This is a genomic window from Serratia sp. LS-1 (genome assembly GCF_003719595.1).
Classification (GTDB): Bacteria; Pseudomonadota; Gammaproteobacteria; order Enterobacterales; family Enterobacteriaceae; genus Serratia; species Serratia ureilytica.
This window is the reverse complement of sequence record NZ_CP033504.1, coordinates 2233374-2260148: the sequence shown is the minus strand read 5'-3', so window position 1 is coordinate 2260148 and position 26775 is coordinate 2233374. Positions and strand designations below refer to the sequence as shown.

The 26775-nt window shown below is 58.8% G+C and carries 27 protein-coding genes; 19 read left to right on the top strand and 8 right to left on the bottom strand.

The window, feature by feature from the left end; all coding sequences use genetic code 11:
* Positions 1-209: 209 nt before the first annotated feature.
* The 7 genes from EDY99_RS10925 to ruvB all read left to right on the top strand — a co-directional run bounded on the left by EDY99_RS10925 (position 210) and on the right by ruvB (position 5835).
* Positions 210-440: a zinc ribbon domain-containing protein gene (locus EDY99_RS10925; protein ID WP_332105104.1), complete on the top strand. Its 231-nt coding sequence runs from the start codon at positions 210-212 to the stop codon at positions 438-440.
* A gap of 74 nt (positions 441-514) precedes the next feature.
* The gene (gene aspS / locus EDY99_RS10920) at positions 515-2299 is read left to right on the top strand and encodes an aspartate--tRNA ligase (RefSeq protein WP_033643354.1); all 1785 of its coding nucleotides are present in this window, start codon (positions 515-517) and stop codon (positions 2297-2299) included.
* Positions 2299-2745, top strand: coding sequence for a dihydroneopterin triphosphate diphosphatase (nudB, locus tag EDY99_RS10915; RefSeq protein WP_004932373.1), 447 nt, complete (start codon positions 2299-2301; stop codon positions 2743-2745). Before aspS ends, nudB begins: the two co-directional genes overlap by 1 nt.
* 19 nt (positions 2746-2764) lie before the next feature.
* Positions 2765-3508 (top strand): YebC/PmpR family DNA-binding transcriptional regulator, encoded by a 744-nt coding sequence (locus EDY99_RS10910; protein WP_004932370.1) that lies wholly within the window; start codon positions 2765-2767, stop codon positions 3506-3508.
* Between the two features lie 57 nt (positions 3509-3565).
* The gene (ruvC, locus tag EDY99_RS10905) at positions 3566-4087 is read left to right on the top strand and encodes a crossover junction endodeoxyribonuclease RuvC (protein ID WP_004932367.1); all 522 of its coding nucleotides are present in this window, start codon (positions 3566-3568) and stop codon (positions 4085-4087) included.
* Between the two features lie 112 nt (positions 4088-4199).
* The gene (gene ruvA / locus EDY99_RS10900) at positions 4200-4811 is read left to right on the top strand and encodes a Holliday junction branch migration protein RuvA (protein ID WP_033643353.1); all 612 of its coding nucleotides are present in this window, start codon (positions 4200-4202) and stop codon (positions 4809-4811) included.
* Positions 4812-4830: 19 nt separating this feature from the next.
* Positions 4831-5835, top strand: coding sequence for a Holliday junction branch migration DNA helicase RuvB (ruvB, locus tag EDY99_RS10895; RefSeq protein ID WP_033643352.1), 1005 nt, complete (start codon positions 4831-4833; stop codon positions 5833-5835).
* A 61-nt stretch (positions 5836-5896) separates the two neighbouring features.
* Here ruvB and znuB read toward each other — a convergent pair whose 3' ends face one another.
* Both znuB and znuC read right to left on the bottom strand, forming a co-directional pair.
* A complete protein-coding gene (gene znuB, locus EDY99_RS10890; RefSeq protein WP_033643351.1) occupies positions 5897-6682 on the bottom strand; it encodes a zinc ABC transporter permease subunit ZnuB in 786 nt (261 codons plus the stop codon).
* Positions 6679-7437, bottom strand: a complete 759-nt coding sequence (znuC, locus tag EDY99_RS10885; RefSeq protein WP_004932357.1) for a zinc ABC transporter ATP-binding protein ZnuC — start codon at positions 7435-7437, stop codon at positions 6679-6681. The genes znuB and znuC overlap by 4 nt, the downstream gene beginning before the upstream one ends.
* A gap of 78 nt (positions 7438-7515) precedes the next feature.
* Between znuC and znuA the strand changes: the two genes are divergently transcribed.
* The 3 genes from znuA to lpxM all read left to right on the top strand — a co-directional run bounded on the left by znuA (position 7516) and on the right by lpxM (position 10922).
* A complete protein-coding gene (znuA, locus tag EDY99_RS10880; RefSeq protein ID WP_033644289.1) occupies positions 7516-8460 on the top strand; it encodes a zinc ABC transporter substrate-binding protein ZnuA in 945 nt (314 codons plus the stop codon).
* Positions 8461-8480: 20 nt separating this feature from the next.
* Positions 8481-9803, top strand: coding sequence for a murein DD-endopeptidase MepM (gene mepM / locus EDY99_RS10875; protein WP_033643350.1), 1323 nt, complete (start codon positions 8481-8483; stop codon positions 9801-9803).
* 150 nt (positions 9804-9953) lie between these two features.
* Positions 9954-10922 (top strand): lauroyl-Kdo(2)-lipid IV(A) myristoyltransferase, encoded by a 969-nt coding sequence (gene lpxM, locus EDY99_RS10870; protein ID WP_042785718.1) that lies wholly within the window; start codon positions 9954-9956, stop codon positions 10920-10922.
* Between the two features lie 49 nt (positions 10923-10971).
* Here lpxM and EDY99_RS10865 read toward each other — a convergent pair whose 3' ends face one another.
* The 3 genes from EDY99_RS10865 to EDY99_RS10855 all read right to left on the bottom strand — a co-directional run bounded on the left by EDY99_RS10865 (position 10972) and on the right by EDY99_RS10855 (position 14443).
* Positions 10972-11853, bottom strand: coding sequence for a leucine-rich repeat domain-containing protein (locus tag EDY99_RS10865; RefSeq protein ID WP_101452908.1), 882 nt, complete (start codon positions 11851-11853; stop codon positions 10972-10974).
* Positions 11854-11937: 84 nt separating this feature from the next.
* Complete coding sequence (gene pyk, locus EDY99_RS10860; RefSeq protein WP_019452801.1) at positions 11938-13380, bottom strand: pyruvate kinase; 1443 nt, start codon at positions 13378-13380, stop codon at positions 11938-11940.
* 190 nt (positions 13381-13570) lie between these two features.
* Positions 13571-14443 carry a MurR/RpiR family transcriptional regulator gene (locus EDY99_RS10855; protein ID WP_033643347.1) on the bottom strand — a complete coding sequence of 291 codons (873 nt, stop codon included), beginning with the start codon at positions 14441-14443 and terminating at the stop codon, positions 13571-13573.
* Between the two features lie 447 nt (positions 14444-14890).
* On the opposite strand from EDY99_RS10855, the gene zwf reads away from it, so the two are divergent.
* The 4 genes from zwf to mdtI all read left to right on the top strand — a co-directional run bounded on the left by zwf (position 14891) and on the right by mdtI (position 18399).
* On the top strand, positions 14891-16366 hold the full coding sequence (gene zwf / locus EDY99_RS10850) for a glucose-6-phosphate dehydrogenase (protein ID WP_033643346.1): 1476 nt from the start codon (positions 14891-14893) through the stop codon (positions 16364-16366).
* A 154-nt stretch (positions 16367-16520) separates the two neighbouring features.
* The gene (locus EDY99_RS10845; protein ID WP_046896732.1) at positions 16521-17162 is read left to right on the top strand and encodes a bifunctional 4-hydroxy-2-oxoglutarate aldolase/2-dehydro-3-deoxy-phosphogluconate aldolase; all 642 of its coding nucleotides are present in this window, start codon (positions 16521-16523) and stop codon (positions 17160-17162) included.
* Between the two features lie 552 nt (positions 17163-17714).
* The gene (gene mdtJ / locus EDY99_RS10840) at positions 17715-18083 is read left to right on the top strand and encodes a multidrug/spermidine efflux SMR transporter subunit MdtJ (protein WP_004932327.1); all 369 of its coding nucleotides are present in this window, start codon (positions 17715-17717) and stop codon (positions 18081-18083) included.
* Entirely contained in the window at positions 18070-18399 is a 330-nt protein-coding gene (gene mdtI / locus EDY99_RS10835) for a multidrug/spermidine efflux SMR transporter subunit MdtI (RefSeq protein ID WP_016927446.1), read from the top strand. The genes mdtJ and mdtI overlap by 14 nt, the downstream gene beginning before the upstream one ends.
* Positions 18400-18460: 61 nt before the next feature.
* On the opposite strand, the gene EDY99_RS10830 is transcribed toward mdtI, so the two are convergent.
* Positions 18461-18805 carry a RidA family protein gene (locus EDY99_RS10830; RefSeq protein ID WP_004932322.1) on the bottom strand — a complete coding sequence of 115 codons (345 nt, stop codon included), beginning with the start codon at positions 18803-18805 and terminating at the stop codon, positions 18461-18463.
* Positions 18806-18938: 133 nt separating this feature from the next.
* Here EDY99_RS10830 and EDY99_RS10825 point away from each other — a divergent pair, with 133 nt between their 5' ends.
* The 5 genes from EDY99_RS10825 (at position 18939) to rnd (ending at position 25429) form a co-directional block, all read left to right on the top strand.
* Positions 18939-20855: an ATP-dependent DNA helicase gene (locus EDY99_RS10825; RefSeq protein ID WP_004932318.1), complete on the top strand. Its 1917-nt coding sequence runs from the start codon at positions 18939-18941 to the stop codon at positions 20853-20855.
* Positions 20856-20934: 79 nt separating this feature from the next.
* Complete coding sequence (gene tsaB / locus EDY99_RS10820) at positions 20935-21636, top strand: tRNA (adenosine(37)-N6)-threonylcarbamoyltransferase complex dimerization subunit type 1 TsaB (RefSeq protein WP_033643345.1); 702 nt, start codon at positions 20935-20937, stop codon at positions 21634-21636.
* Between the two features lie 101 nt (positions 21637-21737).
* Positions 21738-22328 (top strand): Slp family lipoprotein, encoded by a 591-nt coding sequence (locus tag EDY99_RS10815; protein ID WP_021503867.1) that lies wholly within the window; start codon positions 21738-21740, stop codon positions 22326-22328.
* Positions 22329-22537: 209 nt separating this feature from the next.
* Positions 22538-24226 carry a long-chain-fatty-acid--CoA ligase FadD gene (fadD, locus tag EDY99_RS10810; RefSeq protein ID WP_033643344.1) on the top strand — a complete coding sequence of 563 codons (1689 nt, stop codon included), beginning with the start codon at positions 22538-22540 and terminating at the stop codon, positions 24224-24226.
* Positions 24227-24307: 81 nt separating this feature from the next.
* Complete coding sequence (gene rnd / locus EDY99_RS10805) at positions 24308-25429, top strand: ribonuclease D (RefSeq protein WP_046687239.1); 1122 nt, start codon at positions 24308-24310, stop codon at positions 25427-25429.
* A gap of 237 nt (positions 25430-25666) precedes the next feature.
* On the opposite strand, the gene minE is transcribed toward rnd, so the two are convergent.
* Positions 25667-25936: a cell division topological specificity factor MinE gene (minE, locus tag EDY99_RS10800; RefSeq protein WP_004932303.1), complete on the bottom strand. Its 270-nt coding sequence runs from the start codon at positions 25934-25936 to the stop codon at positions 25667-25669.
* Between the two features lie 3 nt (positions 25937-25939).
* A complete protein-coding gene (gene minD / locus EDY99_RS10795) occupies positions 25940-26752 on the bottom strand; it encodes a septum site-determining protein MinD (RefSeq protein WP_004932300.1) in 813 nt (270 codons plus the stop codon).
* Positions 26753-26775 lie beyond the last annotated feature (23 nt).

Below are 26775 nucleotides of genomic sequence, written 5' to 3'. Positions count from 1 at the left end.
CATCTCGTTGCGAAGTGGATAAAAACTGTTCGGCGCGTCGGGCGAGCTGCGTTCGGCGCAAAACCGGGGGAGAATCAGGCTACGTGAAAAAACTGTCGCAGGTTAATGGGAAATTTGTTAACCGATGTGTTGATTCGAACAAAAACGCGCCATTTAGTGCAGTAACAATGCTGTGTTCGCACTTATCGGGCGGATGAATTTCCTTTATAATGACTCCCTTTTTTCAACACTCTTTAATCCAACGACCTATGCCGATTTATGAATATGCATGTGGTGCTTGCAGCCATCGGTTAGAGAAATTGCAAAAATTTTCCGATGCGCCGCTGGCAGACTGCCCGGCGTGTGGGCAGCCCGCGTTGACCAAGTTGATTTCATCTTCCGGTTTCCAGCTTAAGGGCACCGGCTGGTATGCGACGGATTTTAAACCGGGTAACAAGTAGAATTTATCAGATAACAGCCGCGCGACAGGGGCGCACTAGCCCGGCGCGGCATCGGCTGTGTAAAAGGATAGCGTATGCGTACTGAATATTGCGGGCAGTTGAATCTGTCCCACGTGGGCCAGGAAGTCACTCTGTGTGGTTGGGTCAATCGTCGTCGCGATCTCGGCGGCCTGATCTTTATTGATATGCGCGACCGCGAAGGCATCGTGCAGGTGTTCTTCGATCCGGACGAGAAAGTGGCGTTCGACAAGGCCTACGACCTGCGCAATGAGTTCTGCATCCAGATCGTCGGCACCGTGCGTGCGCGTCCGGACAGCCAGATCAATAAAGATATGGCCACCGGCGAAGTGGAAGTGTTTGCCCACGCGCTCGAGATCATCAACCGCTCCGAGCCACTGCCGCTGGACTCCAACCAGGTCAACAGCGAAGAAGCGCGCCTGAAATACCGCTACCTGGATCTGCGTCGCCCGGAAATGGCCGAGCGTCTGAAGACCCGCGCCAAAATCACCAGCTTCGTGCGCCGCTTCATGGACAGCCACGGCTTCCTCGACATCGAAACGCCGATGCTGACCAAAGCGACGCCGGAAGGCGCCCGCGATTACCTGGTGCCGAGCCGCGTGCACAAGGGCAAATTCTACGCGTTGCCGCAGTCTCCGCAGCTGTTTAAACAGCTGCTGATGATGTCCGGCTTCGATCGTTACTATCAGATCGTCAAATGCTTCCGTGACGAAGACCTGCGTGCGGACCGTCAGCCTGAATTTACCCAGATCGACGTCGAAACCTCCTTCATGACCGCCGACCAGGTGCGTGAAGTGATGGAGAAACTGGCGCGTGAACTGTGGCTGGACGTGAAGGGTGTGGATCTGGGCGATTTCCCGGTCATGACCTTCGCCGAAGCGATGCGTCGCTTTGGTTCCGATAAGCCGGACCTGCGTAACCCGCTGGAGCTGGTGGACGTGGCCGACCTGGTCAAGGACGTCGAGTTTAAAGTGTTCTCCGGCCCGGCCAACGACGCCAAAGGCCGCGTGGCGGCGATCCGCGTACCGGGCGGCGCACAGCTGACCCGCAAGCAGATCGATGAGTACGGCGCTTTCGTCAACATCTACGGCGCGAAAGGCCTGGCCTGGCTGAAGGTCAACGACCGCGCCGCCGGCATGGAAGGCGTGCAGAGCCCGATCGCCAAATTCCTCAGCGCGGAAGTGCTGGAAGCTGTCCTGGCGCGTACCGACGCGCAGACCGGTGACATCCTGTTCTTCGGCGCAGACAGCTTCAAGATTGTCACCGATGCGATGGGCGCACTGCGCCTGAAGCTGGGGCGCGATCTGGGGCTGACCCAACTCGACAGCTGGGCGCCGCTGTGGGTGGTCGACTTCCCGATGTTCGAAGAAGACGAAGAGGGCGGCCTGGCGGCGATGCACCACCCGTTCACCTCGCCGCGCGACATGAGCCCGGAAGAGCTGGCCGCAGCGCCGGTCAACGCTATCGCCAACGCTTATGACATGGTCATCAACGGTTACGAAGTGGGCGGCGGTTCGGTGCGTATTCACCGCAGCGAAATGCAGCAGACGGTATTCAGCATTCTGGGCATCGACGAACACGAACAGCGCGAGAAGTTCGGCTTCCTGCTGGACGCGCTGAAGTACGGCACGCCGCCGCACGCCGGCCTGGCCTTCGGCCTGGACCGTCTGGTGATGCTGCTGACCGGCACCGACAATATCCGCGACGTGATCGCCTTCCCGAAAACCACCGCGGCGGCCTGTCTGATGACCGACGCCCCGAGCTTCGCCAACCCGGCGTCGCTGCAGGAGCTGGCGATCAGCGTGGTAAAGAAAGCCGGTGCGGAACAAGAGAGCGAGTGATGAGTTATAAGCGCCCTGAATCTATCCTGGTAGTGATTTACGCGAAATCCAGTGGTCGGGTGCTGATGTTACAGCGGCGCGACGATACCGAGTTCTGGCAGTCGGTCACCGGCAGTCTGGAGCAGGATGAGTCGCCGCCGCATGCCGCGCGGCGTGAAGTCATGGAAGAAGTCGGCATCGATATCGAAGCAGAGCACCTGCCGTTGTTCGATTGCCAACGCTGCGTGGAGTTTGAACTCTTTGTCCATTTGCGACATCGCTATGCGCCGGGAACCACGCGCAATAAAGAGCACTGGTTCTGTCTGGCGTTGCCCGAGGAGCGTGATCCGGTGATTACCGAGCATCACGCTTACCAATGGCTTGAGGCGGCCGAGGCCGTGAAGTTGACCAAGTCGTGGAGCAATCAGCAGGCGATTGAAGAGTTCGTGATCAATTCAGTCCAGTAGTTTTTTTCGGAGATTTTTTATGGCAGGTCATAGTAAGTGGGCCAACACAAAGCACCGTAAAGCGGCGCAGGACGCCAAGCGCGGTAAAATTTTCACCAAGATTATTCGTGAGCTGGTCACTGCCGCGAAGCTGGGCGGCGGCGATCCGGATTCCAACCCGCGTCTGCGCGCGGCGATGGACAAGGCGCTGTCGAACAACATGACGCGCGACACCATGAACCGGGCGATCGCGCGTGGCGTGGGCGGCGATGATGATACCAACATGGAAACCATCATCTACGAAGGCTACGGCCCTGGCGGCACCGCCGTCATGATCGAATGCCTGAGTGACAACCGTAACCGCACCGTGGCGGAAGTGCGTCACGCCTTCACCAAATGCGGCGGCAACCTGGGTACCGACGGTTCCGTTGCCTACCTGTTCACCAAGAAGGGCGTAATCACTTACGCACCGGGCCTGGATGAAGACAGCGTGATGGAAGCGGCGCTGGAAGCCGGTGCGGAAGACATCGTGACCTATGACGATGGCGCCATCGACGTGTTCACCGCCTGGGAAAGCCTGGGCGCGGTGAAAGACGCGCTGACCGCGGCGGGCTTCGAAGCCGAAGCGGCGGAAGTGTCGATGATCCCATCGACCAAGGCCGACATGGACGCGGAAACGGCGCCTAAGCTGCTGCGCCTGATCGATATGCTGGAAGACTGCGACGACGTGCAGGAAGTTTACCATAACGGTGAGATCTCCGACGAAGTGGCGGCGACGCTGTAATCCGGTAAAACGGGCGCCGCCATCAGGCGGCGCCGTGCATGCAAGGTGGATGTAGATATGGCGATCATACTCGGTATCGATCCCGGCTCACGCGTCACCGGCTATGGCCTTATCCGCCAGCAAGGGCGCCAGTTGAGCTATATCGCCAGCGGCTGCATCCGCACGGTGGTGGACGACATGCCGACGCGGCTGAAGCTGATTTACGCCGGCGTCAGCGAGATCATCACCCAGTTTCAGCCAGACTTCTTCGCCATCGAACAGGTGTTTATGGCCAAGAACCCGGATTCGGCGCTCAAGCTCGGCCAGGCGCGCGGCGTCGCGATCGTCGCGGCGGTGAATCAGAATCTGGAAGTGTTCGAGTATGCGGCGCGGCAGGTCAAACAAACCGTGGTCGGCACCGGCGCAGCCGAAAAGGCGCAGGTGCAGCACATGGTGCGCTCGCTGCTCAAACTCTCGGCCAACCCGCAGGCCGACGCCGCCGACGCCCTGGCCATCGCCATCACCCACTGCCACCTCAGCCAGAACGTGCTGCGGATGAGCGAAGGTCGGCTTAACCTGGCGCGCGGGCGTTTGCGCTGACGCGAAGCGATGATTGCTCAGGCTGGATATTCATCCAGCCTTTTTTATGTTATAAGCTTTACCAGCAACGGCATGGCAGGGCGCCATGCCCGGTCATTCTGCAGGAGGGTAAATGATAGGTCGTCTCAGAGGAAATATTCTGGAAAAGCAGCCGCCGCTGGTGTTATTGGAGGCGAACGGCGTGGGCTATGAAGTGCACATGCCGATGACCTGCTTTTACGAGCTGCCGGAACTGGGGCAAGAGGCCATCGTGTTTACCCACTTCGTGGTGCGCGAAGACGCGCAGCTGCTGTACGGTTTCAACGATAAGCAAGAGCGCGCGCTGTTCCGCGAGCTGATCAAGGTCAACGGCGTCGGGCCGAAACTGGCGCTCGCCATCCTGTCCGGCATGTCCGCGCAGCAGTTCGTCAGCGCGGTGGAGCGTGAAGAGATCACCGCGCTGGTCAAGCTGCCGGGCGTGGGCAAGAAAACCGCCGAACGCCTGGTGGTAGAGATGAAAGACCGCTTCAAAGGGCTCAACGGCGATCTGTTCAACAGCAGCGAGATCAGCTTGCCGTCCGCCGCTGAGAAAGCGCCTGAGGCGGATGCGGAGGCCGAAGCGGTCTCGGCATTGGTGGCGCTGGGCTATAAGCCGCAGGAAGCCAGCCGCATGGTCAGCAAAATTGCCAAACCGGGTGCCGACTGCGAGACCCTGATCCGCGACGCGTTGCGCGCTGCTTTGTAAGGCCGCTAAGAGGTAGATAATGATTGAAGCCGATCGCCTGATCTCCGCCGAACCGCTCAACGAGGAAGAAGTCCTCGATCGTGCCATTCGTCCCAAGCTGTTGACCGAATACGTGGGCCAGCCGCACGTACGCGAGCAGATGGAGATTTTCATTCAGGCGGCCAAGCAGCGCGGCGACGCGCTCGACCACCTGCTGATCTTCGGTCCGCCGGGGCTGGGGAAAACCACCCTGGCCAACATCGTGGCCAACGAAATGGGCGTGAATTTGCGTACCACCTCCGGCCCGGTGCTGGAGAAGGCGGGCGATCTGGCGGCGATGCTGACCAACCTTGAACCGCATGACGTGTTGTTCATCGATGAGATTCACCGCCTGTCACCGGTGGTGGAAGAGGTGCTGTATCCGGCGATGGAAGACTATCAGCTGGATATCATGATCGGCGAAGGGCCGGCGGCGCGTTCGATTAAGCTCGATCTGCCGCCGTTTACCTTGGTGGGTGCAACCACCCGCGCCGGTTCGCTGACCTCACCGCTGCGCGATCGCTTCGGCATTGTACAGCGGCTGGAGTTTTATCAGGTGGCGGATCTGCAGCACATCGTCTCGCGCAGCGCCGGCTGCCTGGGGCTGGAGCTGTCCGACGAGGGCGCCCATGAGGTAGCCCGCCGCGCGCGCGGCACGCCGCGTATCGCCAACCGTCTGTTGCGCCGGGTGCGCGACTTCGCCGAAGTGCGCGCCAACGGCGTGATCAGCGGCGCGGTGGCGGCGCAGGCGCTCGATATGCTTAACGTCGATGCCGAAGGCTTCGACTATATGGATCGCAAACTGCTGTTGGCGATTATCGACAAGTTTACCGGCGGCCCGGTCGGGTTGGATAACCTGGCTGCGGCGATCGGCGAGGAGCGTGAGACCATCGAAGACGTGATCGAACCGTTCCTGATCCAGCAGGGCTTTATCCAGCGCACGCCGCGCGGCCGTCTGGCGACGCAGCACGCCTACCGGCATTTCGGCCTCGAACGCGAAGCGTAAGTTTTTAATCCGCCAATAAGAAAGGGCCGCAGATGCGGCCCTTGTCATATCCCGGTTTTAATCAAGCCTGCTGTTTTTTAAACAGGCTCAGCGTGAACAGCACGGCGGCGCAGAGCACCACCGAAGGGCCGGCAGGCGTATCGTAAAACGCCGAGAAGGTCAGGCCACCGGTAACCGCCACCATCCCGAGCAGCACCGCGATGCCCGCCATCTGCTCCGGCGTGCGCGCGAAGCGGCGAGCGGTGGCCGCCGGGATGATCAGCAGCGAGGTGATGATCAGCGCGCCGACGAATTTCATCGCCAGACCGATGGTCAAGGCGGTGACCAGCATCAGCACGGTGCGCGCCCGCGCCAGATTGACGCCGTCGACGTGCGCCAGCTCAGGGCTGATGGTCATCGACAGCAGATCGCGCCATTGCCACCACAACACCAATAGCACCACGGCGACGCCGCCGGCGATCATCACGATGTCGCTCAGCGTGACCGACAGCAGATCGCCGAACAGATAGGCCATCAGATCGACCCGCACGTTGGACATCAGCGCCACCACCACCAGCCCCAGCGACAGCGCGCTGTGGGCCAGAATGCCGAGCAGCGTATCCACCGAGAGCTGCGGGCGGCGCTCCAGCCACACCAGGGCCAGGGCCAGCAGCAGCGTAATGGCGATCACCGCATAGAAAGGATTGATGTCCAGCAGCAGACCGAAGGCGACGCCGAGCAGCGAGGCGTGCGCCAGGGTATCGCCGAAGTAGGACATGCGGCGCCAGACCACAAAGGAGCCCAGCGGCCCGGCGGCGCCGGCCAACAACACCCCGGCCAGCCAGCCGGGAAGTAACAATTCGATCATGCTTCGCGGCTCCCGGTCTTCTTCAAGACAATTCTTCCCTGCAGGTCGTGACGGTGGTTGTGATGGTGGCGATACACCGCCAGCTGCTCTGCGCCGCGGTTGCCGAACATGGCGATGAATTCGGGATGCATCGACACCACCTCCGGCGCGCCGGAGCAGCAGATGTGCTGATTGAGGCACAACACCTCGTCGGTTTTCGCCATCACCAGATGCAGATCGTGCGAGACCATCAGCACGGCGCACCCCAGCTCCTTGCGCAGTTGATCGATCAGATCGTACAGCGCCAGTTGGCCATTGACGTCCACCCCTTGCGTGGGTTCGTCCAGCACCAGCAGCTGCGGTTTATTCAGCAGCGCTCGCGCCAGCAGCACGCGCTGGTTTTCGCCGCCGGAGAGCTTTTGCATGGGCTGGTCGAGCAGGTGGGCGGCGTGCACGCGTTTGAGCGCCGGCAGAATGTCGGCTTTCTTTACGCCCGGTTTCAGGCGCATAAAGCGGCTGACGGTCAATGGCAGGGTAGCGTCGAGGTGCAGCTTTTGCGGCACGTAGCCGATGCGCAGATCGGGCTCACGCTCCAGCGTGCCGGCGGTCGGTTTTACCAATCCCAGCACTACGCGCACCAGCGTGGATTTACCCGCGCCGTTCGGGCCCAGCAGGGTAAGAATGCGGCCAGGCTGCAGGCTGAGGGAAATATTCGACAGCACCTTGCGGCTGCCGAAGGCGACGGAGATATTTTTTAGCGTTATCAGTGTAGACATCTCGAGATTACAGGTTGCAGAACGAAGCGAATGTTATAATATCACGCCTTGTTGATGAAAACGATGGGATTACTGATGATGGCACAGAAAAATAAATGGCTGCAGCGCACGCTGCTGGCCAGCGCACTCGTGATGGCCGGCCCGCTGAGCAGCGCTTCCGCGGCGGTGGTGACGACGATTCGTCCGCTGGGCTTTATCGCTTCGGCTATCGCCGACGGCGTGACGCCGACCGAGGTGCTGCTGCCGGATGGCGCTTCGCCGCACGACTTCGCGCTGCGGCCTTCCGATATTCAGCGTTTGCGTTCTGCCGACCTGGTGCTGTGGGTCGGACCGGACATGGAAGCGTTCCTGACCAAGGCGCTGGTGCCTATCTCGGCAACCCGCAAGCTCGCCATCAGCGAACTGCCCGCGGTGAAGCCGCTGCTGATGAAAGGCGAAGATGACGACGATCATGATCATGCAGGCGAGGCGCATAACCATGCTGATGACGATCATGGGCATCATCACGGCGAGTACAATATGCACGTTTGGCTGTCGCCGGAGGTGGCAAAAGTGACCGCGATCGCGATTCACGACAGATTGTTGGAACTTATGCCGCAAAATAAGGACAAATTAGACGCAAACCTGCGCCAGTTCGAGAATCTGCTGACGCAAACTGACAAAAATGTTGGTAACATGCTTACGCCTGTGCAAGGTAAGGGTTATTTTGTTTTTCATGATGCTTACGGCTACTTTGAGAAACACTACGGTTTGAGTCCGCTGGGCCATTTTACCGTCAATCCCGAAATTCAGCCTGGAGCACAGCGCCTACACCAAATTCGAACACAGTTGGTTGAGCAGAAAGCGGTATGCGTTTTTGCTGAGCCACAATTCAGGCCGGCCGTAATCAATGCCGTCGCCAAGGGTACCACTGTGCGTTCCGGAACGCTGGACCCGCTGGGCATCGGCATCGCGCTGGGGAAGGACAGCTACGGGAAATTCCTGACACAGTTGTCAAGCCAGTACGTGAGCTGCCTGAAGTAAGCTTATGAGGATAATATCGAGTGCAGCAGATAGTCCGAACTATCGCTCTGGCGTATAACAACCTGCCACGGCCCCACCGCGTCATGCTGGGGTCGCTGACAGTCGTCACATTGGCCGTCGCTGTTTGGCGGCCTTTTGTTTACCACCCAGAACACAATCCCATCGCCAAGAGCGTCGAGTTAGAATCCAGCCAGTTGCGGTCATTGCTCCCCGAAGCCAGTGAACCGATAGATGCCGACCAACCCACCCCCGATGACGAAATCCCGCAGGATGAGCTGGACCAGAAGGATGCCGGCGATGATGGCGTGCATGAATATGTGGTTTCCACCGGCGATACCCTCGGCAGCATTCTGACGCAGTACGGCATCGATATGTCGGATGTCACGCTGCTGGCTTCGCAAAACCGCGATCTGCGCAACCTGAAGATCGGCCAACAGCTGTCGTGGACCGTGAACGAAGCGGGCGATCTGCAGCAGTTGACCTGGGAAGTTTCTCGTCGAGAAACCCGCACCTACGATCGCGTCGGCAACAGCTTCAAAGAGTCGAAAGAGGCGCAGCAGGGCGAATGGCGCAACAACGTGATCAGCGGCCGCGTTAACGGCAGCTTCGTCAGCAGCGCCGGCGACGCCGGGTTGAGCCGTAACGAAATCAATGCGGTGATCAAGGCGCTGCAATGGCAGCTCGATTTCCGCAAACTGCGCAAGGGCGACCAGTTCTCCGTGCTGATGTCGCGCGAACATTTCGACGGCAAGAAATCACAAAGCCAACTGTTGGGCGTGCGTCTGCGCACGGGCGGCAAAGATTACTACGCGATCCGCGCCGAGGACGGCAAGTTCTACGATCGCCAGGGCTCTGGCCTGGCGCGCGGCTTCATGCGTTTCCCGACCATGAAACAGTTCCGCATCTCCTCCAACTTCAACCCGCGCCGGGTGAACCCGGTGACCGGCCGCGTGGCGCCGCACAAAGGCGTCGATTTTGCCATGCCGGTCGGCACACCGGTGCTGGCGGTCGGCGACGGCGAGGTGGTGATCGCCAAGCGCAGCGGCGCAGCCGGCAACTATGTGGCGATCCGCCACGGCCGCCAATACACCACGCGCTACATGCACCTGAAAAAGCTGCTGGTGAAACCGGGCCAGAAGGTGAAGCGTGGCGATCGCATAGCGCTCTCCGGCAACACCGGCCGTTCCACCGGGCCGCACCTGCACTTTGAACTGTGGACCGGTCAACAGGCGGTGAACCCGCTGACGGCCAAGCTGCCGCGTTCCGAAGGCCTGAGCGGCAAAGACCGCAGCGATTATCTGGCGCAGGTGAAGGAAGTGGTTCCTCAGCTGCAACTGGATTAACGTCCCCCTTATTCCGGCGCTCCGGCGCCGTTAATTTCATCGGCCTGATTGCGGGCCGATGCTGTTTTATCTGGGCGGTTCGCGGTTGTTAATTGCAAAATTGGTGATGGCAATTATGATTAGCCGAATTGCTAAGCGAAGAGCATGTGCATGCAAAACGAGAAGAAATCGAACGTAGAGTTCATCCCGCAGTTTCAAAAAGCCTTTTTATACCCGCGCTACTGGGGCGTGTGGCTGGGAACCGGCCTGATGGCCGGCGTTTCGTTGGTGCCTGCGCGCCTGCGCGATCCGGTGCTGGGGGCGATCGGCACACTGGCCGGCAAGCTGGCGAAAGGGGCGCGTCGTCGTGCCCGCATCAACCTGCTGTATTGCTTGCCGGAACTGCCGGAAAGCGAGCGTGAGCACATTATCGACCAGATGTTCGCCTGTGCGCCGCAGTCGATGGTGCTGATGGCGGAACTGGCCTGCACCAAACCGGAAAAAGTGCTCAAGCGCGTGCGTTGGCACGGTGAAGAGGTGTTGGACAAGATCCGCGCGGAAGGGCGCAACGTGATTTTCCTGGTGCCACATGGCTGGGCGGTGGATGTGCCGGCGATGTTGATGGCCGCGCGCGGTCAACCGATGGCGGCGATGTTCCACAATCAGCGCAATCAGCTGATCGACTACCTGTGGAATGCCGTGCGTCGTAAATTCGGCGGCCGCATGCACGCGCGTAATGACGGCATCAAACCGTTTATCAGTTCGGTTCGCCAGGGATATTGGGGTTACTATCTACCCGATCAGGATCACGGCGCTGAGCACAGTGAGTTTGTCGACTTCTTCGCCACCTATAAGGCGACGTTGCCGGCGGTCGGGCGGTTGATGAAAGTGTGTCGTGCGGCGATCGTGCCGTTGTTCCCGGTGTACGACGGCAAAACCAGCATGCTGGATATTTATATTCGCGAGCCGATGGACGATCTGGCCGAAGCGGACGATCCGCGCATTGCCCGCCGCATGAACGAAGAGGTGGAGAATCTGGTGGGCCCGAACCCGGAGCAGTACACCTGGATCCTCAAACTGTTGAAGACGCGCAAGGAAGGGGAGATTGAACCCTACTCGCGCGACGATCTGTATCGTTAATCCTATCTACCGCTAACGCCGGTCGGGCCGCACCCTGGCCGGCGTCACTTCAGATGTGCACCATACAGCCGCGCGCCCGCAGGATCTCAATGACGTTGGGCGTGTGGGTGAAATCATTCCAGCGTAGATCCAGCTTGCGCAGCCGGCTCAGTTCACCGAGGCTTTCCGGCAGATCGCTCAGGCGGTTGGCGCGCAGATCCAGACTTCTCAGCGCCGTGAGCTCACCGATATTTTCCGGCAGGCGCGTCAACTGATTAAAACGCAGGTTCAGCTCGCTCAATCGCGGCAGGCGGCAGAAGGCTGCCGGCAGTTCGGTGATGGCATTGTTGGCCGCATCGAGTATTTCAAGCTCGCCGAGCAGAGCCATTTCCGCCGGCAGCGTGGTCAGGGCATTTTTCATGATATGCAACTCGCGCAGCGCGCGCAGTTGCCCGATTTCGCCGGGCAGGCTGCGGATGCGATTGTTGTATAAACGCAGCTCCTGCAACGCCGCCAGCCTCGGTATTGCCTGCGGCAAGGCGGTCAGCTGGTTATCGGTCGCGTTGAGGTAAACCAACTGCTGCAGTTGCGCCAGCGCACGCGGCAGGTCGCTAAAGCCGTTATCGCTCAGGTAGAGGTATTTCAGCCGGTGCAGCTGCCCCAATGTTTCAGGCAGTTCGCTCGCGCGGTTGTGACCAAAATCGAACATCTCGAGCTGTTGCAACTGACCAATCTCCGGCGGCAGACGGTCGAGCTGATTGCAAGAGATGTTCAGCACCCGCAGATTCTGGTGCCGGAATAGGGGAGTAGGGAAGGCCGTCAGCTGATTGTTGTACAGGCTGACCTTGCGCAGCGCGTGGCCGGCAAACAGCGATTCGTCGAGCTGCGTCAGGCCGCGTCCATCGAGCTCGAGCTCATCATAGGTCGAGGCGGGATTGTGCTGGTGGAGCATGGCGTTCTCCGTCGTAATGGCAGTGTCAGAGCAAAAAAAATGCCGGCCTAGGTGGGCCGGCCGGCATTTCGTCTGCGGTGTGAATTACTCGACGCGCAGGATACGGCTGGTATTGGTGGTGCCGACGGTTTCCATCACGTCGCCCTGAGTGACGATCACCAGATCGCCGGAGACCAGGAAGCCTTTGTCGCGCAGGCGATTGACGGCTTCGTTGGCGGCGATGACGCCGTCTTTATGGCTGTCGAAATACACCGGCGTCACGCCGCGATACAGCGCGGTCAGGTTAAGCGTGTGCTCATGCCGCGACATGGCGAAGATCGGCAGGCCGGAGCTGATGCGTGACATCATCAGCGCGGTGCGGCCGGACTCGGTCATGGCGATCAGCGCGGTGACGCCTTTCAGGTGGTTGGCCGCATACATCGAAGACATGGCGATCGCCTCTTCGATATTGTCGAACTGCACGTCCAGACGGTGTTTGGAAACGTTGATGCTCGGGATCTTCTCGGCGCCCAGACAAACGCGCGCCATTGCCGCCACGGTTTCCGCCGGGTATTGGCCGGCAGCGGTTTCCGCCGACAGCATGACGGCGTCGGTGCCGTCCAGCACGGCGTTGGCCACGTCCATGACTTCGGCGCGGGTCGGCATCGGGTTGGTGATCATCGACTCCATCATCTGAGTCGCGGTGATCACCGCGCGGTTCAGAGTACGGGCGCGGCGGATCAGTTTCTTCTGGATCCCGACCAGTTCCGGATCGCCGATTTCGACGCCCAGATCGCCACGGGCGACCATCACCACGTCGGAGGCCAGAATGATGTCGTCCATCGCTTCGTCGCTGCAGACCGCTTCGGCGCGCTCGACCTTGGACACGATCTTGGCGTTGCAGCCTGCGTCGCGCGCCAGGCGGCGAGCATAGTTCAGATCTTCACCGGTGCGCGGGAAGGAGACCGCCAGGTAGTCGACGCCGATCTTGGCGGCGGTGACGATGTCCGCCTTGTCTTTTTCGGTCAGCGCTTCGGCCGACAGGCCGCCGCCGAGTTTGTTGATGCCCTTGTTATTGGACAACGGGCCGCCAACGGTGACTTCGGTAAATACTTTCATGCCCTGAACTTCGAGCACTTTCAGCTGAACGCGGCCGTCGTCGAGCAGCAAGACGTCGCCCGGCACGACGTCGGCAGGCAGGCCTTTATAGTCGATACCGACTTTTTCTTTATCGCCTTCGCCTTTTGACAGGTTGGCGTCCAGCAGGAATTTATCGCCCACGTTGAGGAAGATTTTGCCTTCCTTGAAGGTGGAAACGCGGATTTTCGGCCCTTGCAGATCGCCAAGGATAGCGACGTGACGTCCCAGTTTGGCAGCGATTTCGCGAACTTTGTCTGCGCGAGCTTGGTGATCTTCCGGGCTGCCGTGGGAGAAGTTAAGCCGAACTACGTTGGCGCCGGCGGCAATGATCTTTTCCAGATTATTGTCGCGGTCTGTAGCCGGACCCAGGGTGGTAACGATTTTGGTTCTTCTGAGCCGTCTGGACATGTATTACTCCGTTGACTGGTGAAGCAAATATTGGTGTTGCGATAACGTCGGATAACGAAACCAGGCGTGAAATGTAATTTTACAACACTGATATTTCACCCGGGTTACCCGCATGAGCGTATTAACAGGGTACAGCCTCTGATGTCGCCATTCAAATGTCTGTTGAACGGCGACTTTTTTCTTCGTCGGGTTACGAGTCAAAACTGTTGGGAATGACTACGCCTTTATCAAAGCGCGATTCTTTGAGCGCTTCTTTGACCCGCTTCAAGTTATCTCTGAATTTAGCCCCTCTGCGCAAGGTAAATCCGGTGGCGAGCACGTCAATGAGCGTTAATTGCGCGATCCGCGACACCATCGGCATGTAAACGTCGGTGTCTTCAGGCACGTCGAGCAGCAACGCGAGGGTCGCCGCCTGGGCGAGCGGGGTGTCGCGCGAGGTGATAGCCAGTACCGTGGCGTCGTTTTCTCGCGCCAGGTGGGCCATTTCCACCAGGTTCTTGGTGCGGCCGGTGTGAGAGATCAACACCACCACGTCGCCCTCGCCGGAGTTCATGCAGCTCATGCGCTGCATGACGATGTCATCGAAGTAGACCACCGGAATATTGAAGCGGAAAAATTTGTTCATCGCGTCGTGGGCCACGGCGGCGGAGGCGCCCAGACCGAAGAAAGAGATCTTTTTTGCCTGGGTGAGCAGGTCAACCGCACGATTGATTGCGGCAATATCCAAATTTGCCTTTACTGTATCCAGGCTGGCCATCACCGATTCGAAGATCTTGCTGGTGTAGGAATCGACGCTGTCATCCTCCTCGACGTTGCGGTTCACGTAGGGCGTGCCGTTAGCCAGGCTTTGGGCGAGATGCAGTTTGAAGTCGGGAAAGCCTTTGGTATCAAGGCGACGGCAAAAACGGTTGACGGTGGGTTCGCTGACGTCGGCCATGCGCGCCAGCGTGGCGATGCTGGAGTGAATGGCGGTCTGCGGGGAGGCCAGGATCACCTCGGCGACTTTCCTTTCAGATTTGCTCAGGAGCTCCAGATGGCTCTGGATTTTGTCCAGCGTATTCATATAACGAGAGTCACTCATGGTTTTATCCCTGTGGCTTTCAAGCAACAGCGCCGAATTTCGCCCGTGTTCGCCGTGCAAGCAGACGCCAAACGAGCGGCTGTAACCTGAAATCGATAGGGTATGTCGATTGCAAACAAAGGAGAAATCAATGCCAGTTTAGTGAAAATATACTACGTGCTGGTAACCGTTGGCAGTCTCGACAGGACGTATGCAGGCTTTTTTCACCAGAATATGACCTGTGTCTAACTTTCATAATGGTAACAGAGCGTCAAAAAAGACGAAAAATTACAGTTTTGCCCGCCTGTGAGGGCGCCGGCGCGCAGTGGCGCTACCACTGAGATCTTAACGTCTTTTTTCTGCTTCTGCGCCGGGTTTGCTGGCCGTAGTCAAACAGAGTACATTAGTAATGTAAGAAAATTACAAATATCCTGCAACGAGGAGATGAACATGGCGGTAACCTCTACAGCCCAGGCGTGTGACCTGGTTATTTTCGGCGCGAAAGGTGATTTGGCGCGCCGTAAGCTGCTGCCTTCCCTGTACCAGTTAGAGAAAGCCGGACACATCCACCCGGATACGCGGATCATCGGCGTCGGCCGCGCGGAGTGGGATAAAAAAGCCTATACCGAAGTGGTCAAGGAAGCGCTTGGCACCTTCATGAAGGAAAAGCTGGATGACGAACTCTGGGCCACGCTGAGCGCGCGCCTGGACTTCTGCAATCTGGACGTCAACGACAGCAAGAACTTTACCAAACTCGGTAAAATGCTGGATCAGAAGCATCGCACCACCATCAACTACTTCGCCATGCCGCCAAGCACCTTCGGCGCCATCTGCAAAGGGTTGGGCGAAGCCAAGCTGAACCATGAGCCGGCGCGCGTGGTGATGGAGAAACCGTTGGGCACCGATCTGGCGTCCTCCCGCGTGATCAACGATCAGGTGGCGGAGTTCTTCAACGAGTCCCAGGTCTACCGCATCGACCACTACCTCGGCAAAGAGACGGTGTTGAACCTGTTGGCGCTGCGTTTCGCCAACTCGCTGTTCGCGTCCAACTGGGACAACCGCACCATCGATTCGGTGCAGATCACCGTGGCGGAAGAGGTGGGCATCGAAGGGCGCTGGGGCTACTTCGATCAGGCCGGCCAGATGCGCGACATGATCCAGAACCACCTGCTGCAGATCCTGACCATGATCGCCATGTCGCCGCCGGCGGATCTGACCACCGACCGCATCCGCGACGAGAAGGTGAAGGTGCTGCGTTCGCTGCGCCGCATCGATCAGACCAATGTACGGGAAACCACCGTGCGCGGTCAGTACACCGCCGGTTTCGTTCAGGGTAAGAAAGTGCCGGGGTATCTGGAAGAAGAAGGGGCGAACAAGAGCAGCAGCACCGAGACCTTCGTTTCCATCCGCGTGGACATCGACAACTGGCAGTGGGCCGGGGTGCCGTTCTATCTGCGTACCGGTAAACGTCTGCCGACCAAATGCTCGGAAGTGGTGGTGTACTTCAAGAATCCGCCGCTTAACCTGTTCAGCGACTCTTATCAGCAGCTGCCGCAAAACAAGCTGACCATTCGTTTGCAACCGGACGAAGGCATCGAGATCCAGGTGTTGAACAAGGTGCCGGGGCTGGATCACAAGCACCGCCTGCAGACTACCAAGCTGGATCTGAGTTTCTCGGAAACCTTCAACCAGGAGCACGTGGCGGACGCCTACGAGCGCCTGCTGCTGGAGACCATGCGGGGCATTCAGGCGCTGTTCGTGCGCCGTGACGAAGTGGAAGAGGCCTGGAAGTGGGTCGACTCCATCATGGACGCGTGGAAAGCCGACAACGAAGCGCCTAAGCCTTATCAGGCGGGCACCTGGGGGCCGGTGGCCTCGGTGGCGATGATCACCCGCGACGGCCGTTCCTGGAACGAGTTCGAGTAATGCGCAATGCCGGCAGCCCGTCTGCCGGCTTTTTTTTGCCTGCGATCTGCGCGTGGGCCACATCACTTACGGTACGGCCGGACGTTCGCGCGTTTGCGCGGAGCCCTGTGGCAGGGGCGTGCCATTGTTAACCGCGAGTAATGGAGAAAGAATGATGAAAAACTGGAAAACCAGCGCTGAACAGATCCTGACGGCGGGGCCGGTGGTGCCTGTTATCGTGATCAACACGCTGGAACAGGCGGTGCCGCTGGCGAAAGCGTTGGTTGCCGGCGGCGTGCGGGTACTGGAGGTGACGCTGCGCACTGCCTGTGCGCTGGAGGCTATTCGCGCTATCGCCAAAGAGGTGCCGGAGGCGATCATCGGCGCCGGTACGGTGATCAATCCACAGCAGCTGCGGGAGGTGACCGAGGCCGGGGCGCAGTTCGCCATCAGCCCAGGGCTGACCGACGCTTTGCTGCAGGCGGCGACGGCGGGGTCAATCCCGTTGATCCCGGGCATCAGCACCGTCTCTGAACTGATGCTGGGCATGGATTACGGCCTGCGCGAATTCAAATTCTTCCCGGCGGAAGCCAACGGCGGCGTGAAGGCGCTGCAGGCGATCGGTGGCCCGTTCCCGCAGGTGCGCTTTTGCCCGACCGGCGGCATTACGCCGAACAATTACCGCGATTATCTGGCGCTAAAAAGCGTGCTGTGCATCGGCGGCTCCTGGCTGGTGCCGGCCGATGCGCTCGAAAGCGGCGACTACGCGCGCATCACTGAACTGGCGCGCAGCGCCGTCAGCGGCGCCGCGTTGTAACCCGCGCCAGGCCTGGGGTTGGCGCTTATTTGCTCACCCGCGGATATCGCAAGGCTCAACGCTCCGTTGGGCCTTTTTTAATTTTTATCGCGATTAACTTTCTTATTTTTAACCCGTTTTTTTCTGCTTTTTTATGAAAACGGCAGTTTGCTTTCTTATTTTGGCTGTGGTAAAAATATCTCAGTTGAAAATTTTACTTTTATGAGGATATTGGGCAAATCGCACGGTGTGCGGCTGATAATAGAGAACTATTATGATGACTATTAACGGAACTACCCTCAGAACCTCTACGTGCCAACTCTTCCTGTCTGCGATCCTTGCCAGTGAGCATCACTGGTGCAGCGAGCTATAGCGTCTTTCTCCCTTAACCGGTGCTGGTAGCGGGCTTACGCCTTCGCTCTACCGTTCAGCCGGGCAAACATTCTTTTTGCGTTTGGGTCAGTTTATCCCCAGGGATCTCTGCGTCTTGCGCGCCGTACTGCGGCCGTTCGACGAGATAAATCGGGATAAATATGCCTTGGCGCGCGTTATTCGCCGTTTGGGAGAAAAATTATGATTTATTGGATCTTTTTAGGTTTGGCCATCATGACCGAAATCATCGGCACCTTGTCGATGAAATACGCCAGCGTCAATGGCGGCATGATCGGGCATATCGTGATGTACGTGATGATCACCGCGTCTTATGTGTTGCTGTCAGTAGCGGTAAAACGCGTGGCGTTGGGCGTGGCTTATGCGCTGTGGGAAGGTATCGGCATTCTGTTCATTACCCTGTTCAGCGTGCTGTGGTTCGACGAGCCCATTTCGGCGCTGAAGGTACTGGGTCTGGCTACGCTGATCGCCGGTATCATGTTGGTGAAATCCGGTACCCGCAAAGAGCGAAAACAGGTCAGCCCGCGAGGTGACAACCATGCAACAGTTTGAGTTGTACCACATTGGGTTCCTGGGATTGGCCATCGTGCTGGAAATCATCGCCAACATCTTCCTGAAGATGTCGGACGGTTTCCGTAAAATTTGGCTGGGATTGCTGTCGCTGCTGTCGGTACTCGGTGCGTTCAGCGCCCTGGCGCAGGCGGTTAAGGGCATCGATCTGTCAATCGCTTACGCGTTGTGGGGCGGTTTCGGCATCGCCGCCACCATCGCCGCAGGCTGGATCATGTTCGGCCAGCGGTTGAACGCCAAAGGCTGGATTGGCCTGGCGCTGCTGTTGACGGGGATGGTGATCCTCAAACTGTCCTGATAGCGGGCAATAAAAAACCGCAGGCGTTGCCGTCTGCGGTTTTTTTTCGTCTGCGCGTGGCTTACAGCGCGGCGATGATTTTGATTTCCACCTTGTACTTCGGATTCATCAGCTGAGCCTGCACGGTGCAGCGCACCGGCGCGCTGCCGGCGACGACCCAGGCGTCCCAGGCGGCGTTCATCGCGGCGAAGTCGGCGGTATTGGCCAGGAAGATGGTGGCATCCAGAATACGGCTTTTGTCCGACCCTACGCGTTCCAGCAGCACGTCGATGGCGGCAAGAGCGTTGGCGGTCTGCGCGGTCGCGTCATCGTCCAGATTCTCCGGCACGCTGGTGTAGTAAACGGTCTCGTTGTGCACCACGGCTTCGGACCAGCGCTGATCGGGATCAATTCTTTCGATATTCATTTGCTTATCTCCATATCATAGTCCCGCTAAGGGTAGCACAGCCGGTGATGAAAAAGCGCGGCGATAAAGTGGGTGGTAGCCGGGCGGCAGGCTTGGCATAATCACCGCTGAATGACACCGGCAGAGAGACAGCGTGACAGACGATTTTGCAACAGACGGCGCATTGGCGCAGGCTATCAAGGGATTCAAACCGCGTGAGCCGCAGCGGCAGATGGCGCAAGCCGTTACCGAAGCGATCAATTTCAAGCAGGAACTGGTGGTGGAAGCCGGCACCGGCACCGGCAAAACCTTCGCTTATCTGGCGCCGGCGCTGCGTGCCGATCGCAAAGTGATCATCTCCACCGGTTCGAAAGCGCTGCAGGATCAGCTGTATGCGCGCGATCTGCCCACCGTCGCCAAGGCGCTGAAGTACAAAGGCAAGCTGGCGCTGCTGAAGGGGCGCTCCAACTACCTGTGTCTGGAGCGTCTTGAGCAACAGTCGATGGCCGGCGGGGAGCTGGCGGGGCAGACGTTGATCGATCTGGTGCAACTGCGCAAGTGGTCGTCGCAGACCAAAGAGGGTGATATCAGCACCTGCAGCGAAGTGGCGGAAGACAGCTTCGTCTGGCCATTGGTGACCAGCACCAATGACAACTGTCTCGGCAGCGACTGCCCACTGTATCAGGATTGTTTCGTGGTCAAAGCGCGCCGCCGCGCGATGGATGCGGATGTGGTGGTGGTGAACCATCACCTGTTCCTGGCGGATATGGTGGTGAAAGAGGGCGGTTTCGCCGAGCTGATCCCGGAGGCCGAGGTGATGATTTTCGATGAGGCGCACCAAATCCCCGACATCGCCAGCCAGTATTTCGGCCAGCAGCTCACCAGCCGCCAACTGCTGGATCTGGCGAAGGACATCACCATCGCCTACCGCACCGAGGTGCGCGATGCCGCCCAACTGCAAAAAAGCGCCGACCGTCTCAGCCTGAGCACGCAAGATTTCCGTCTGAATCTGGGGGAGCCGGGTTTTCGCGGCAACCTGCGGGATGTGCTCGGCGAACCGAACGTGCAGCGCGCTTTGTTGCTGCTCGATGACGCGCTGGAGCTGTGTTATGACGTCATGAAACTGTCGCTGGGGCGTTCGGCGCTGCTGGATGCCGCCTTTGAGCGCGCCACGCTGTACCGCGCGCGTCTCAAACGCCTCAAGGCGGTGACGGAACCGGGCTACAGCTATTGGTATGAGTGCAATTCGCGCCACTTCGTGTTGGCGCTGACGCCGCTGACGGTGGCCGATCGTTTCCGCGAAATGCTGGACGAGAAGCCGGGCAGCTGGATCTTTACCTCGGCCACGCTGTCGGTTAACGATCAGTTGGGTCACTTCACCGAACGGCTGGGGCTGACCAAGGCCAAAACGCTGCTGTTGCCGAGCCCGTTCGACTATGCCAAACAGGCGTTGCTGTGCGTGCCGCGCTTTCTGCCTTCGCCGAATCAGCCCGGCGGGGCGCGCCAGCTGGCGCGCATGCTGCGCCCATTAATCGAAGCCAACAACGGCCGCTGCTTCTTCTTGTGCACGTCACACCAGATGATGCGCGAGCTGGCGGAAGAGTTCCGCGCCACGATGACGCTGCCGGTCTTATTGCAAGGGGAAACCAGCAAAGGGCAGCTGTTGGCGCAGTTCGTCGCCGCCGGTAACGCGCTGTTGGTGGCGACCAGCAGCTTCTGGGAAGGGGTGGACGTGCGTGGCGATGCGCTGTCGTGCGTGATCATCGATAAGCTGCCGTTTACCTCACCGGACGATCCGCTGCTGAAGGCGCGCATTGAAGATTGTCGCCTGCGCGGCGGCGATCCGTTCAATGACGTGCAGTTGCCGGATGCGGTCATCACCCTGAAACAGGGGGTGGGCCGTTTGATCCGCGATACCGACGATCGCGGCGTGCTGGTGATCTGCGATAACCGTCTGGTGATGCGCCCTTATGGCGAGGTGTTCCTCAATAGCCTGCCGCCTACGCCGCGTACCCGCGATCTGAAGCAGGCGATCGCCTTCTTGCAGGCCGCTGATACGTCGGCCACGTGAAAGATGAAGGGCTTACGGGGCTGTGCTACAATGCGCGCCCTGTATGAAAAACCCAGTTTTATTCCCGCCAGAGGTTGGCATGTCCACGCGAATTTTAGCGATCGATACCGCGACGGAAGCCTGTTCCGTCGCCGTCTGGAATCAAGGCGAAATCCACGCCCTGTTTGAGCTGTGCCCACGCGAGCATACGCAACGTATTTTACCTATGGTGCAGCAGGTGCTGGCGGAATCCGGCCTGGCGCTCAACCAGCTCGATGCGCTGGCCTTCGGCCGCGGCCCCGGCAGTTTTACCGGGGTGCGCATCGGCATCGGCATCGCTCAGGGCCTGGCGCTGGGCGCCGATCTGCCGATGATCGGCGTTTCTACGCTGCAAACCATGGCGCAGGGCGCCTGGCGCGTCAGCGGCGCGGAGCGTGTGCTGGCGGCGATCGATGCGCGTATGGGCGAGGTCTACTGGGGGCAGTTCGAACGTCAGGCCGACGGCCGCTGGTTGGAAAGCGAAGGCGAGGCGGTGCTGTCGCCGGCGCAGGCGCTCGAGCGTGCACAGCGCCTGCAGGGCGAATGGGCCCACGTTGGAACCGGCTGGCAAACCTACCCCGATCTGGTCAACGGTTCCACGCTGAGCGTGCGCGACGGCCAGATGCTGTTGCCGCAGGCGGAAGACATGCTGCCGCTGGCGCTGCACGCCTGGCAACAGGGGCTGGCGGTGGCGGTGGAAAACGCCGAGCCGACCTACCTGCGCAATGAAGTGACCTGGAAAAAACTGCCGGGCCGCGAGTAATCGCGGCGTTATTGTGCTGATGTTGATGCCGGGCGATGAAGGCCTGCAACTTGAGCGCTGAAACGCGGTCAAAGTTACAGGCATTTCAGGAGATTGCGACCATGTTAATCCGCACTGCAAGTAAAAAGCTGTCGCTGCTGGCCGTCGCCTGCGGCGCGCTGGTTCTGACCGGGTGCGTCACCGTACCGGATGCGATCAAAGGCTCCAGCCCTTCGCCGGTGACTCAGCTTTCCTCGGTACAAAATGCACCGAACCTGTTTACCGGCGCGGAAGCCCGCTTCGGCGGCACCGTGGTGAACGTCGCCAACGAACAAGGGCGCACGCTGCTGGAGATCGCGGCGGTGCCGCTCGACAGCGGTGCGCGGCCGATACTGGGTGAACCGTCGAACGGCCGCTTGCTGGCCACGGTGAACGGCTTCCTCGAACCGGTCGATTTCAAAGGCCAACTGGTGACCGTCGTCGGCCCTATCACCGGCCTGAAAGAGGGGCGGATCGGCATGACGCCATATCGCTTCGTAACGATGAACGTGACCGGTTTCAAGCGCTGGCATCTGGTACAGCAGGTGGTGATGCCACCTGCGCCGATGGGCCCTTGGGGCTGGCGCGGTGGCCCGTGGGGACCCGGCTGGGGCGCCGGCTATGGCTGGTACAACCCCGGCCCGGCACAGGTGCAAACCATCGTAACCGAGTAACATACGCTTGATGTGAACAAATTTGACAGGGCGGCTCAGGCCGCCCTTTTGTTTTTTGGGATAAGGAATATCCGACAATTAGTGACGTACATCGCAACCTGAGTAATGTTTAAAACCCGAACTGGTCTGCTGAGTTAAAATATTGTTATGGTTAGGCTGCGAGTTTGAGGGCTGCGATGATAATTAGTAATGATTTCAGGAGTAATACCTTGGATAAGGTCTGGTTAAAACGGTATCCGGCAGATGTGCCCGCAGAGATTGATGCCGATCGCTATTCGTCGTTGATCGAAATGTTTGAGCATGCCGTGCAGCGCTATGCCGATCAGCCCGCCTTTATCAATATGGGCGAGGTGATGACCTTCCGCAAACTGGAAGAACGCAGCCGGGCTTTCGCGGCTTACCTGCAAAATGAGCTGGGCCTGAAGAAGGGCGACCGCGTCGCGCTGATGATGCCTAACCTGTTGCAATACCCCATTGCCCTGTTCGGCATTCTGCGTGCCGGCATGGTGGTGGTCAACGTCAACCCGCTGTATACCCCGCGCGAGCTGGAGCACCAGTTGAATGACAGCGGCGCCAGTGCCATCGTCATCGTCTCCAACTTTGCCCATACGCTGGAAAAAGTGGTGTTCAACACCCAGGTCAAACACGTGATCCTGACGCGCATGGGCGATCAGCTGTCGGCTGCCAAGGGCACGTTGGTCAACTTCGTGGTCAAATACGTTAAGCGTCTGGTGCCGAAATACAATCTGCCGGACGCCATTTCCTTCCGCAGCGCGCTGCAGCGCGGCCGCCGTTTACAATATGTAAAACCGGACATCATTAATGCCGATCTGGCTTTCCTGCAATACACCGGCGGCACCACCGGGGTGGCGAAGGGGGCGATGCTGACGCACCGCAACATGCAGGCCAACCTTGAGCAGGCCAAGGCTGCCTATTCGCCGCTGTTCCGTGAAGGGCAGGAGCTGGTGGTGACGGCGCTGCCGCTGTATCACATTTTCGCGCTGACGGTGAACTGCCTGCTGTTTATCGATCTGGGCGGGCGCAATTTGCTGATCACCAACCCGCGTGACATTCCGGGCCTGGTGAAAGAATTGGGCAAATACCCGTTCACCGCCATGAGCGGGGTGAATACGCTGTTCAATGCGTTGCTGAACAACGAAGACTTCCACAAGCTCGATTTCTCTACGCTGCGTTTCTCGGTCGGCGGCGGCATGTCGGTGCAAAAATCGGTGGCCGAGAAGTGGGAGAAAACCACCGGCAAACACCTGCTGGAAGGTTACGGCCTGACGGAGTGCGCGCCGCTGGTGGCCGGTAACCCTTACGATCTTAAACACTACAGCGGCAGCATCGGTCTGCCGGTGCCGTCGACGGACATTCGGTTGGTGGACGACAACGGCCATGACGTGCCGCCGGGTGAACCGGGCGAACTGTGGGTCAAAGGGCCGCAAGTTATGTTAGGCTATTGGCAGCGCCCGGATGCCACCGACGAAGTGCTGAAAGACGGCTGGCTGGCGACCGGTGATGTGGTGACCGTGGACGATCAGGGATTTGTGCGCATCGTCGACCGCAAGAAAGACATGATCCTGGTCTCGGGTTTCAACGTGTATCCGAACGAGATTGAAGATGTGGTCAGCCAGCACCCGAAAGTGCTGGAATGTGCGGCAATCGGCGTGCCCAGCGAGGCCTCCGGCGAAACGGTGAAGATCTGCGTGGTGAAGAAAGACGCCTCGCTGACCAAGGAAGAGCTGTTGACCCATTGCCGACGCCACCTGACCGGGTATAAAGTGCCTAAAATTGTTGAGTTCCGCGATGAACTGCCGAAGTCGAACGTCGGCAAGATTTTGCGGCGAGAATTGCGCGATGAGCAAAAAGCGCCTAAGCCGGCCGATGCCGCCTAGGTTTCGCTCTCGCGTCAGCCTATCAACAACGCCGGTGAATGCCGGCGTTGTTGTGTTTGAATCCTACAAGAGAATGATGTTTTGAATTATCAGTTGATCACTACCGATGCCGGATTGCAGCAGGTCTGCGAGCAGGCGAGAAAGCATGCCCAGGTTGCGCTGGACACCGAGTTTGTCAGAACGCGTACCTACTATCCGCAGCTGGGCCTGATCCAGCTTTACGACGGTGAACAACTCTCCCTTATCGATCCTCTGCCGATCAAGCACTGGCAACCGTTTGTCGAGCTGCTGGCCGACACCGCCGTGGTGAAGTTTCTGCATGCCGGCAGTGAAGATCTTGAAGTGTTTCTCAACGCCTTTAAAACGCTGCCGACGCCGATGATCGACACTCAGATCCTGGCGGCCTTTACCGGTCGGCCGCTCTCCTGCGGCTTTGCGACGCTGGTGGCGGAGTACATGAAGGTTGAACTGGACAAGAGCGAGTCGCGCACCGACTGGCTGGCGCGCCCGCTGACTGAAAGACAGTGCGTGTATGCGGCCGCCGACGTGTTCTACCTGCTGCCGATGGCCAAACAGCTGGTGCAGGAGACCGAAGAGGCCGGCTGGACCGCTGCGGCCAATAACGAGTGCTTGCTGCTGTGCCAACGCCGTAGCGAGGCGCTGGCGCCGGAAGTGGCCTATCGCGAAATCAGCAATGCCTGGCAGTTGCGCCCGCGTCAGCTTGGGTGTCTGCAGAAGTTGGCGGAATGGCGGTTGCGCCAGGCGCGCGAGCGCGATCTGGCGGTGAACTTCGTGGTTCGCGAGGAGAACCTGTGGCAGGTGGCGCGCTTTATGCCGTCTTCGCTGGGAGAACTGGATTCGCTGGGCCTGAGCGGGCCGGAGATCCGTTATCACGGCAAAACGCTGTTGGCGCTGGTGGCCGAAGCCGAAGCGCTGGAGGAGTCCGAGTTGCCGGCGCCGTTGGCTAACCTTATCGATCAGCCGGGCTACAAGAAGGTGTTTAAGGACATCAAGGCCGCTATCGCCACCGTCAGCGAGCAAAGCGGGTTGAGCAGCGAGCTGCTGGCATCCCGTCGCCAAATTAACCAATTGTTGAACTGGCATTGGAAACTGAAGGACGGCGAGAGTCGCCCTGAATTAATCAGCGGCTGGCGCGGCGATTTATTAATGGCGCCGTTGCAGGACATACTGAAAGATTATTAATCGCTGGTTATCACCAGGGCAGGGTAGGGAAACTCTGCTCGGGTGAATATAGGCAGGAAATAATGCGTTGAAGGTAAATCTGGCCAGAATTTACTTTAAACGAGGTGGCGGCAAAGTTAATTGGGAATTGTCCCAAAGGGAAAAATCGATTTTTTGCTGCCGATAATGCTTAATAACTGGATACACATACAGTTACCCCCTGCATAAAATATACAGGGGGTAATTAATGCGTCGCAATCATTTAGCTGCTTCTTCCGATTCCGGTAATGTCACGTTAAGTTCAAGTACCGAAATATCGTCCCCTTTCTGCTCGAACTGCACATGCAGCATTTCAGGATCGATCTGAATGTATTTGCAAATAACCGCCAGAATATCGCGTTTCAAATCAGGCAGATACGGGGGCTCACTGTCCCCGCGACGACGCTCTGCGACGATAATCTGCAGCCGTTCCTTGGCTATATTGGCTGTCTGTTTTTTGCGGGACAGAAAGAAGTCTAATAAGGCCATGGTTTATCCCCCAAAAAGGCGTTTCAGGAAACCCTTCTTCTCTTCTTCAATGAAGCGGAATGGGCGTTCTTCCCCCAACAAGCGGCAAACGGTATCGTCATACGCCTTACCGGCGTCTGACTCGGCATCCAGAATGACAGGCTCACCCTGGTTGGAAGCACGCAGTACGGACTGGTCTTCCGGGATCACACCCACCAGTGGAATGCGCAGGATTTCCAGCACGTCTTCCATGCTCAGCATGTCGCCACGGCTGACGCGGCCCGGGTTGTAACGGGTCAGCAGCAGGTGTTCCTTGATAGGCGATTCGCCTTTCTCGGCGCGGCGCGATTTGGAGGAAAGGATGCCCAGGATACGGTCGGAGTCGCGTACCGAAGAGACTTCCGGGTTGGTGGTGATGATAGCTTCGTCGGCGAAATACAGCGCCATCAGCGCACCGGTTTCGATACCGGCCGGTGAGTCGCAGACCACGAAGTCAAAATCCATCTCGCCGAGATCGTTGAGGACTTTTTCAACGCCTTCACGGGTTAACGCGTCTTTGTCGCGTGTCTGCGAAGCCGGCAGGATATAGAGGTTTTCAGTGCGTTTGTCTTTGATCAACGCCTGATTCAGCGTGGCGTCGCCCTGAATCACGTTCACGAAATCATAAACTACCCGACGTTCGCAGCCCATGATCAGGTCAAGATTACGCAGGCCGATATCGAAATCGATCACGACGGTTTTCTTGCCTTTCTGGGCCAGGCCGGTAGCGATGGCCGCGCTCGAAGTGGTCTTGCCAACGCCCCCTTTACCCGATGTAACAACAATAATGCGTGCCATGAAATGGATTCCTTGTCAAAAGG

Bases quoted from the DNA above. Each gene is read 5' to 3' on its own strand.
- EDY99_RS10925 (WP_332105104.1), top strand. From the start codon at position 210: ATGACTCCCTTTTTTCAACACTCTTTAATCCAACGACCTATGCCGATT.
- aspS (WP_033643354.1), top strand. From the start codon at position 515: ATGCGTACTGAATATTGCGGGCAGTTGAATCTGTCCCACGTGGGCCAG.
- nudB (WP_004932373.1), top strand. From the start codon at position 2,299: ATGAGTTATAAGCGCCCTGAATCTATCCTGGTAGTGATTTACGCGAAA.
- EDY99_RS10910 (WP_004932370.1), top strand. From the start codon at position 2,765: ATGGCAGGTCATAGTAAGTGGGCCAACACAAAGCACCGTAAAGCGGCG.
- ruvC (WP_004932367.1), top strand. From the start codon at position 3,566: ATGGCGATCATACTCGGTATCGATCCCGGCTCACGCGTCACCGGCTAT.
- ruvA (WP_033643353.1), top strand. From the start codon at position 4,200: ATGATAGGTCGTCTCAGAGGAAATATTCTGGAAAAGCAGCCGCCGCTG.
- ruvB (WP_033643352.1), top strand. From the start codon at position 4,831: ATGATTGAAGCCGATCGCCTGATCTCCGCCGAACCGCTCAACGAGGAA.
- znuB (WP_033643351.1), bottom strand. From the start codon at position 6,682: ATGATCGAATTGTTACTTCCCGGCTGGCTGGCCGGGGTGTTGTTGGCC.
- znuC (WP_004932357.1), bottom strand. From the start codon at position 7,437: ATGTCTACACTGATAACGCTAAAAAATATCTCCGTCGCCTTCGGCAGC.
- znuA (WP_033644289.1), top strand. From the start codon at position 7,516: ATGGCACAGAAAAATAAATGGCTGCAGCGCACGCTGCTGGCCAGCGCA.
- lpxM (WP_042785718.1), top strand. From the start codon at position 9,954: ATGCAAAACGAGAAGAAATCGAACGTAGAGTTCATCCCGCAGTTTCAA.
- EDY99_RS10865 (WP_101452908.1), bottom strand. From the start codon at position 11,853: ATGCTCCACCAGCACAATCCCGCCTCGACCTATGATGAGCTCGAGCTC.
- pyk (WP_019452801.1), bottom strand. From the start codon at position 13,380: ATGTCCAGACGGCTCAGAAGAACCAAAATCGTTACCACCCTGGGTCCG.
- EDY99_RS10855 (WP_033643347.1), bottom strand. From the start codon at position 14,443: ATGAATACGCTGGACAAAATCCAGAGCCATCTGGAGCTCCTGAGCAAA.
- zwf (WP_033643346.1), top strand. From the start codon at position 14,891: ATGGCGGTAACCTCTACAGCCCAGGCGTGTGACCTGGTTATTTTCGGC.
- EDY99_RS10845 (WP_046896732.1), top strand. From the start codon at position 16,521: ATGAAAAACTGGAAAACCAGCGCTGAACAGATCCTGACGGCGGGGCCG.
- mdtJ (WP_004932327.1), top strand. From the start codon at position 17,715: ATGATTTATTGGATCTTTTTAGGTTTGGCCATCATGACCGAAATCATC.
- mdtI (WP_016927446.1), top strand. From the start codon at position 18,070: ATGCAACAGTTTGAGTTGTACCACATTGGGTTCCTGGGATTGGCCATC.
- EDY99_RS10830 (WP_004932322.1), bottom strand. From the start codon at position 18,805: ATGAATATCGAAAGAATTGATCCCGATCAGCGCTGGTCCGAAGCCGTG.
- tsaB (WP_033643345.1), top strand. From the start codon at position 20,935: ATGTCCACGCGAATTTTAGCGATCGATACCGCGACGGAAGCCTGTTCC.
- EDY99_RS10815 (WP_021503867.1), top strand. From the start codon at position 21,738: ATGTTAATCCGCACTGCAAGTAAAAAGCTGTCGCTGCTGGCCGTCGCC.
- minE (WP_004932303.1), bottom strand. From the start codon at position 25,936: ATGGCCTTATTAGACTTCTTTCTGTCCCGCAAAAAACAGACAGCCAAT.
- minD (WP_004932300.1), bottom strand. From the start codon at position 26,752: ATGGCACGCATTATTGTTGTTACATCGGGTAAAGGGGGCGTTGGCAAG.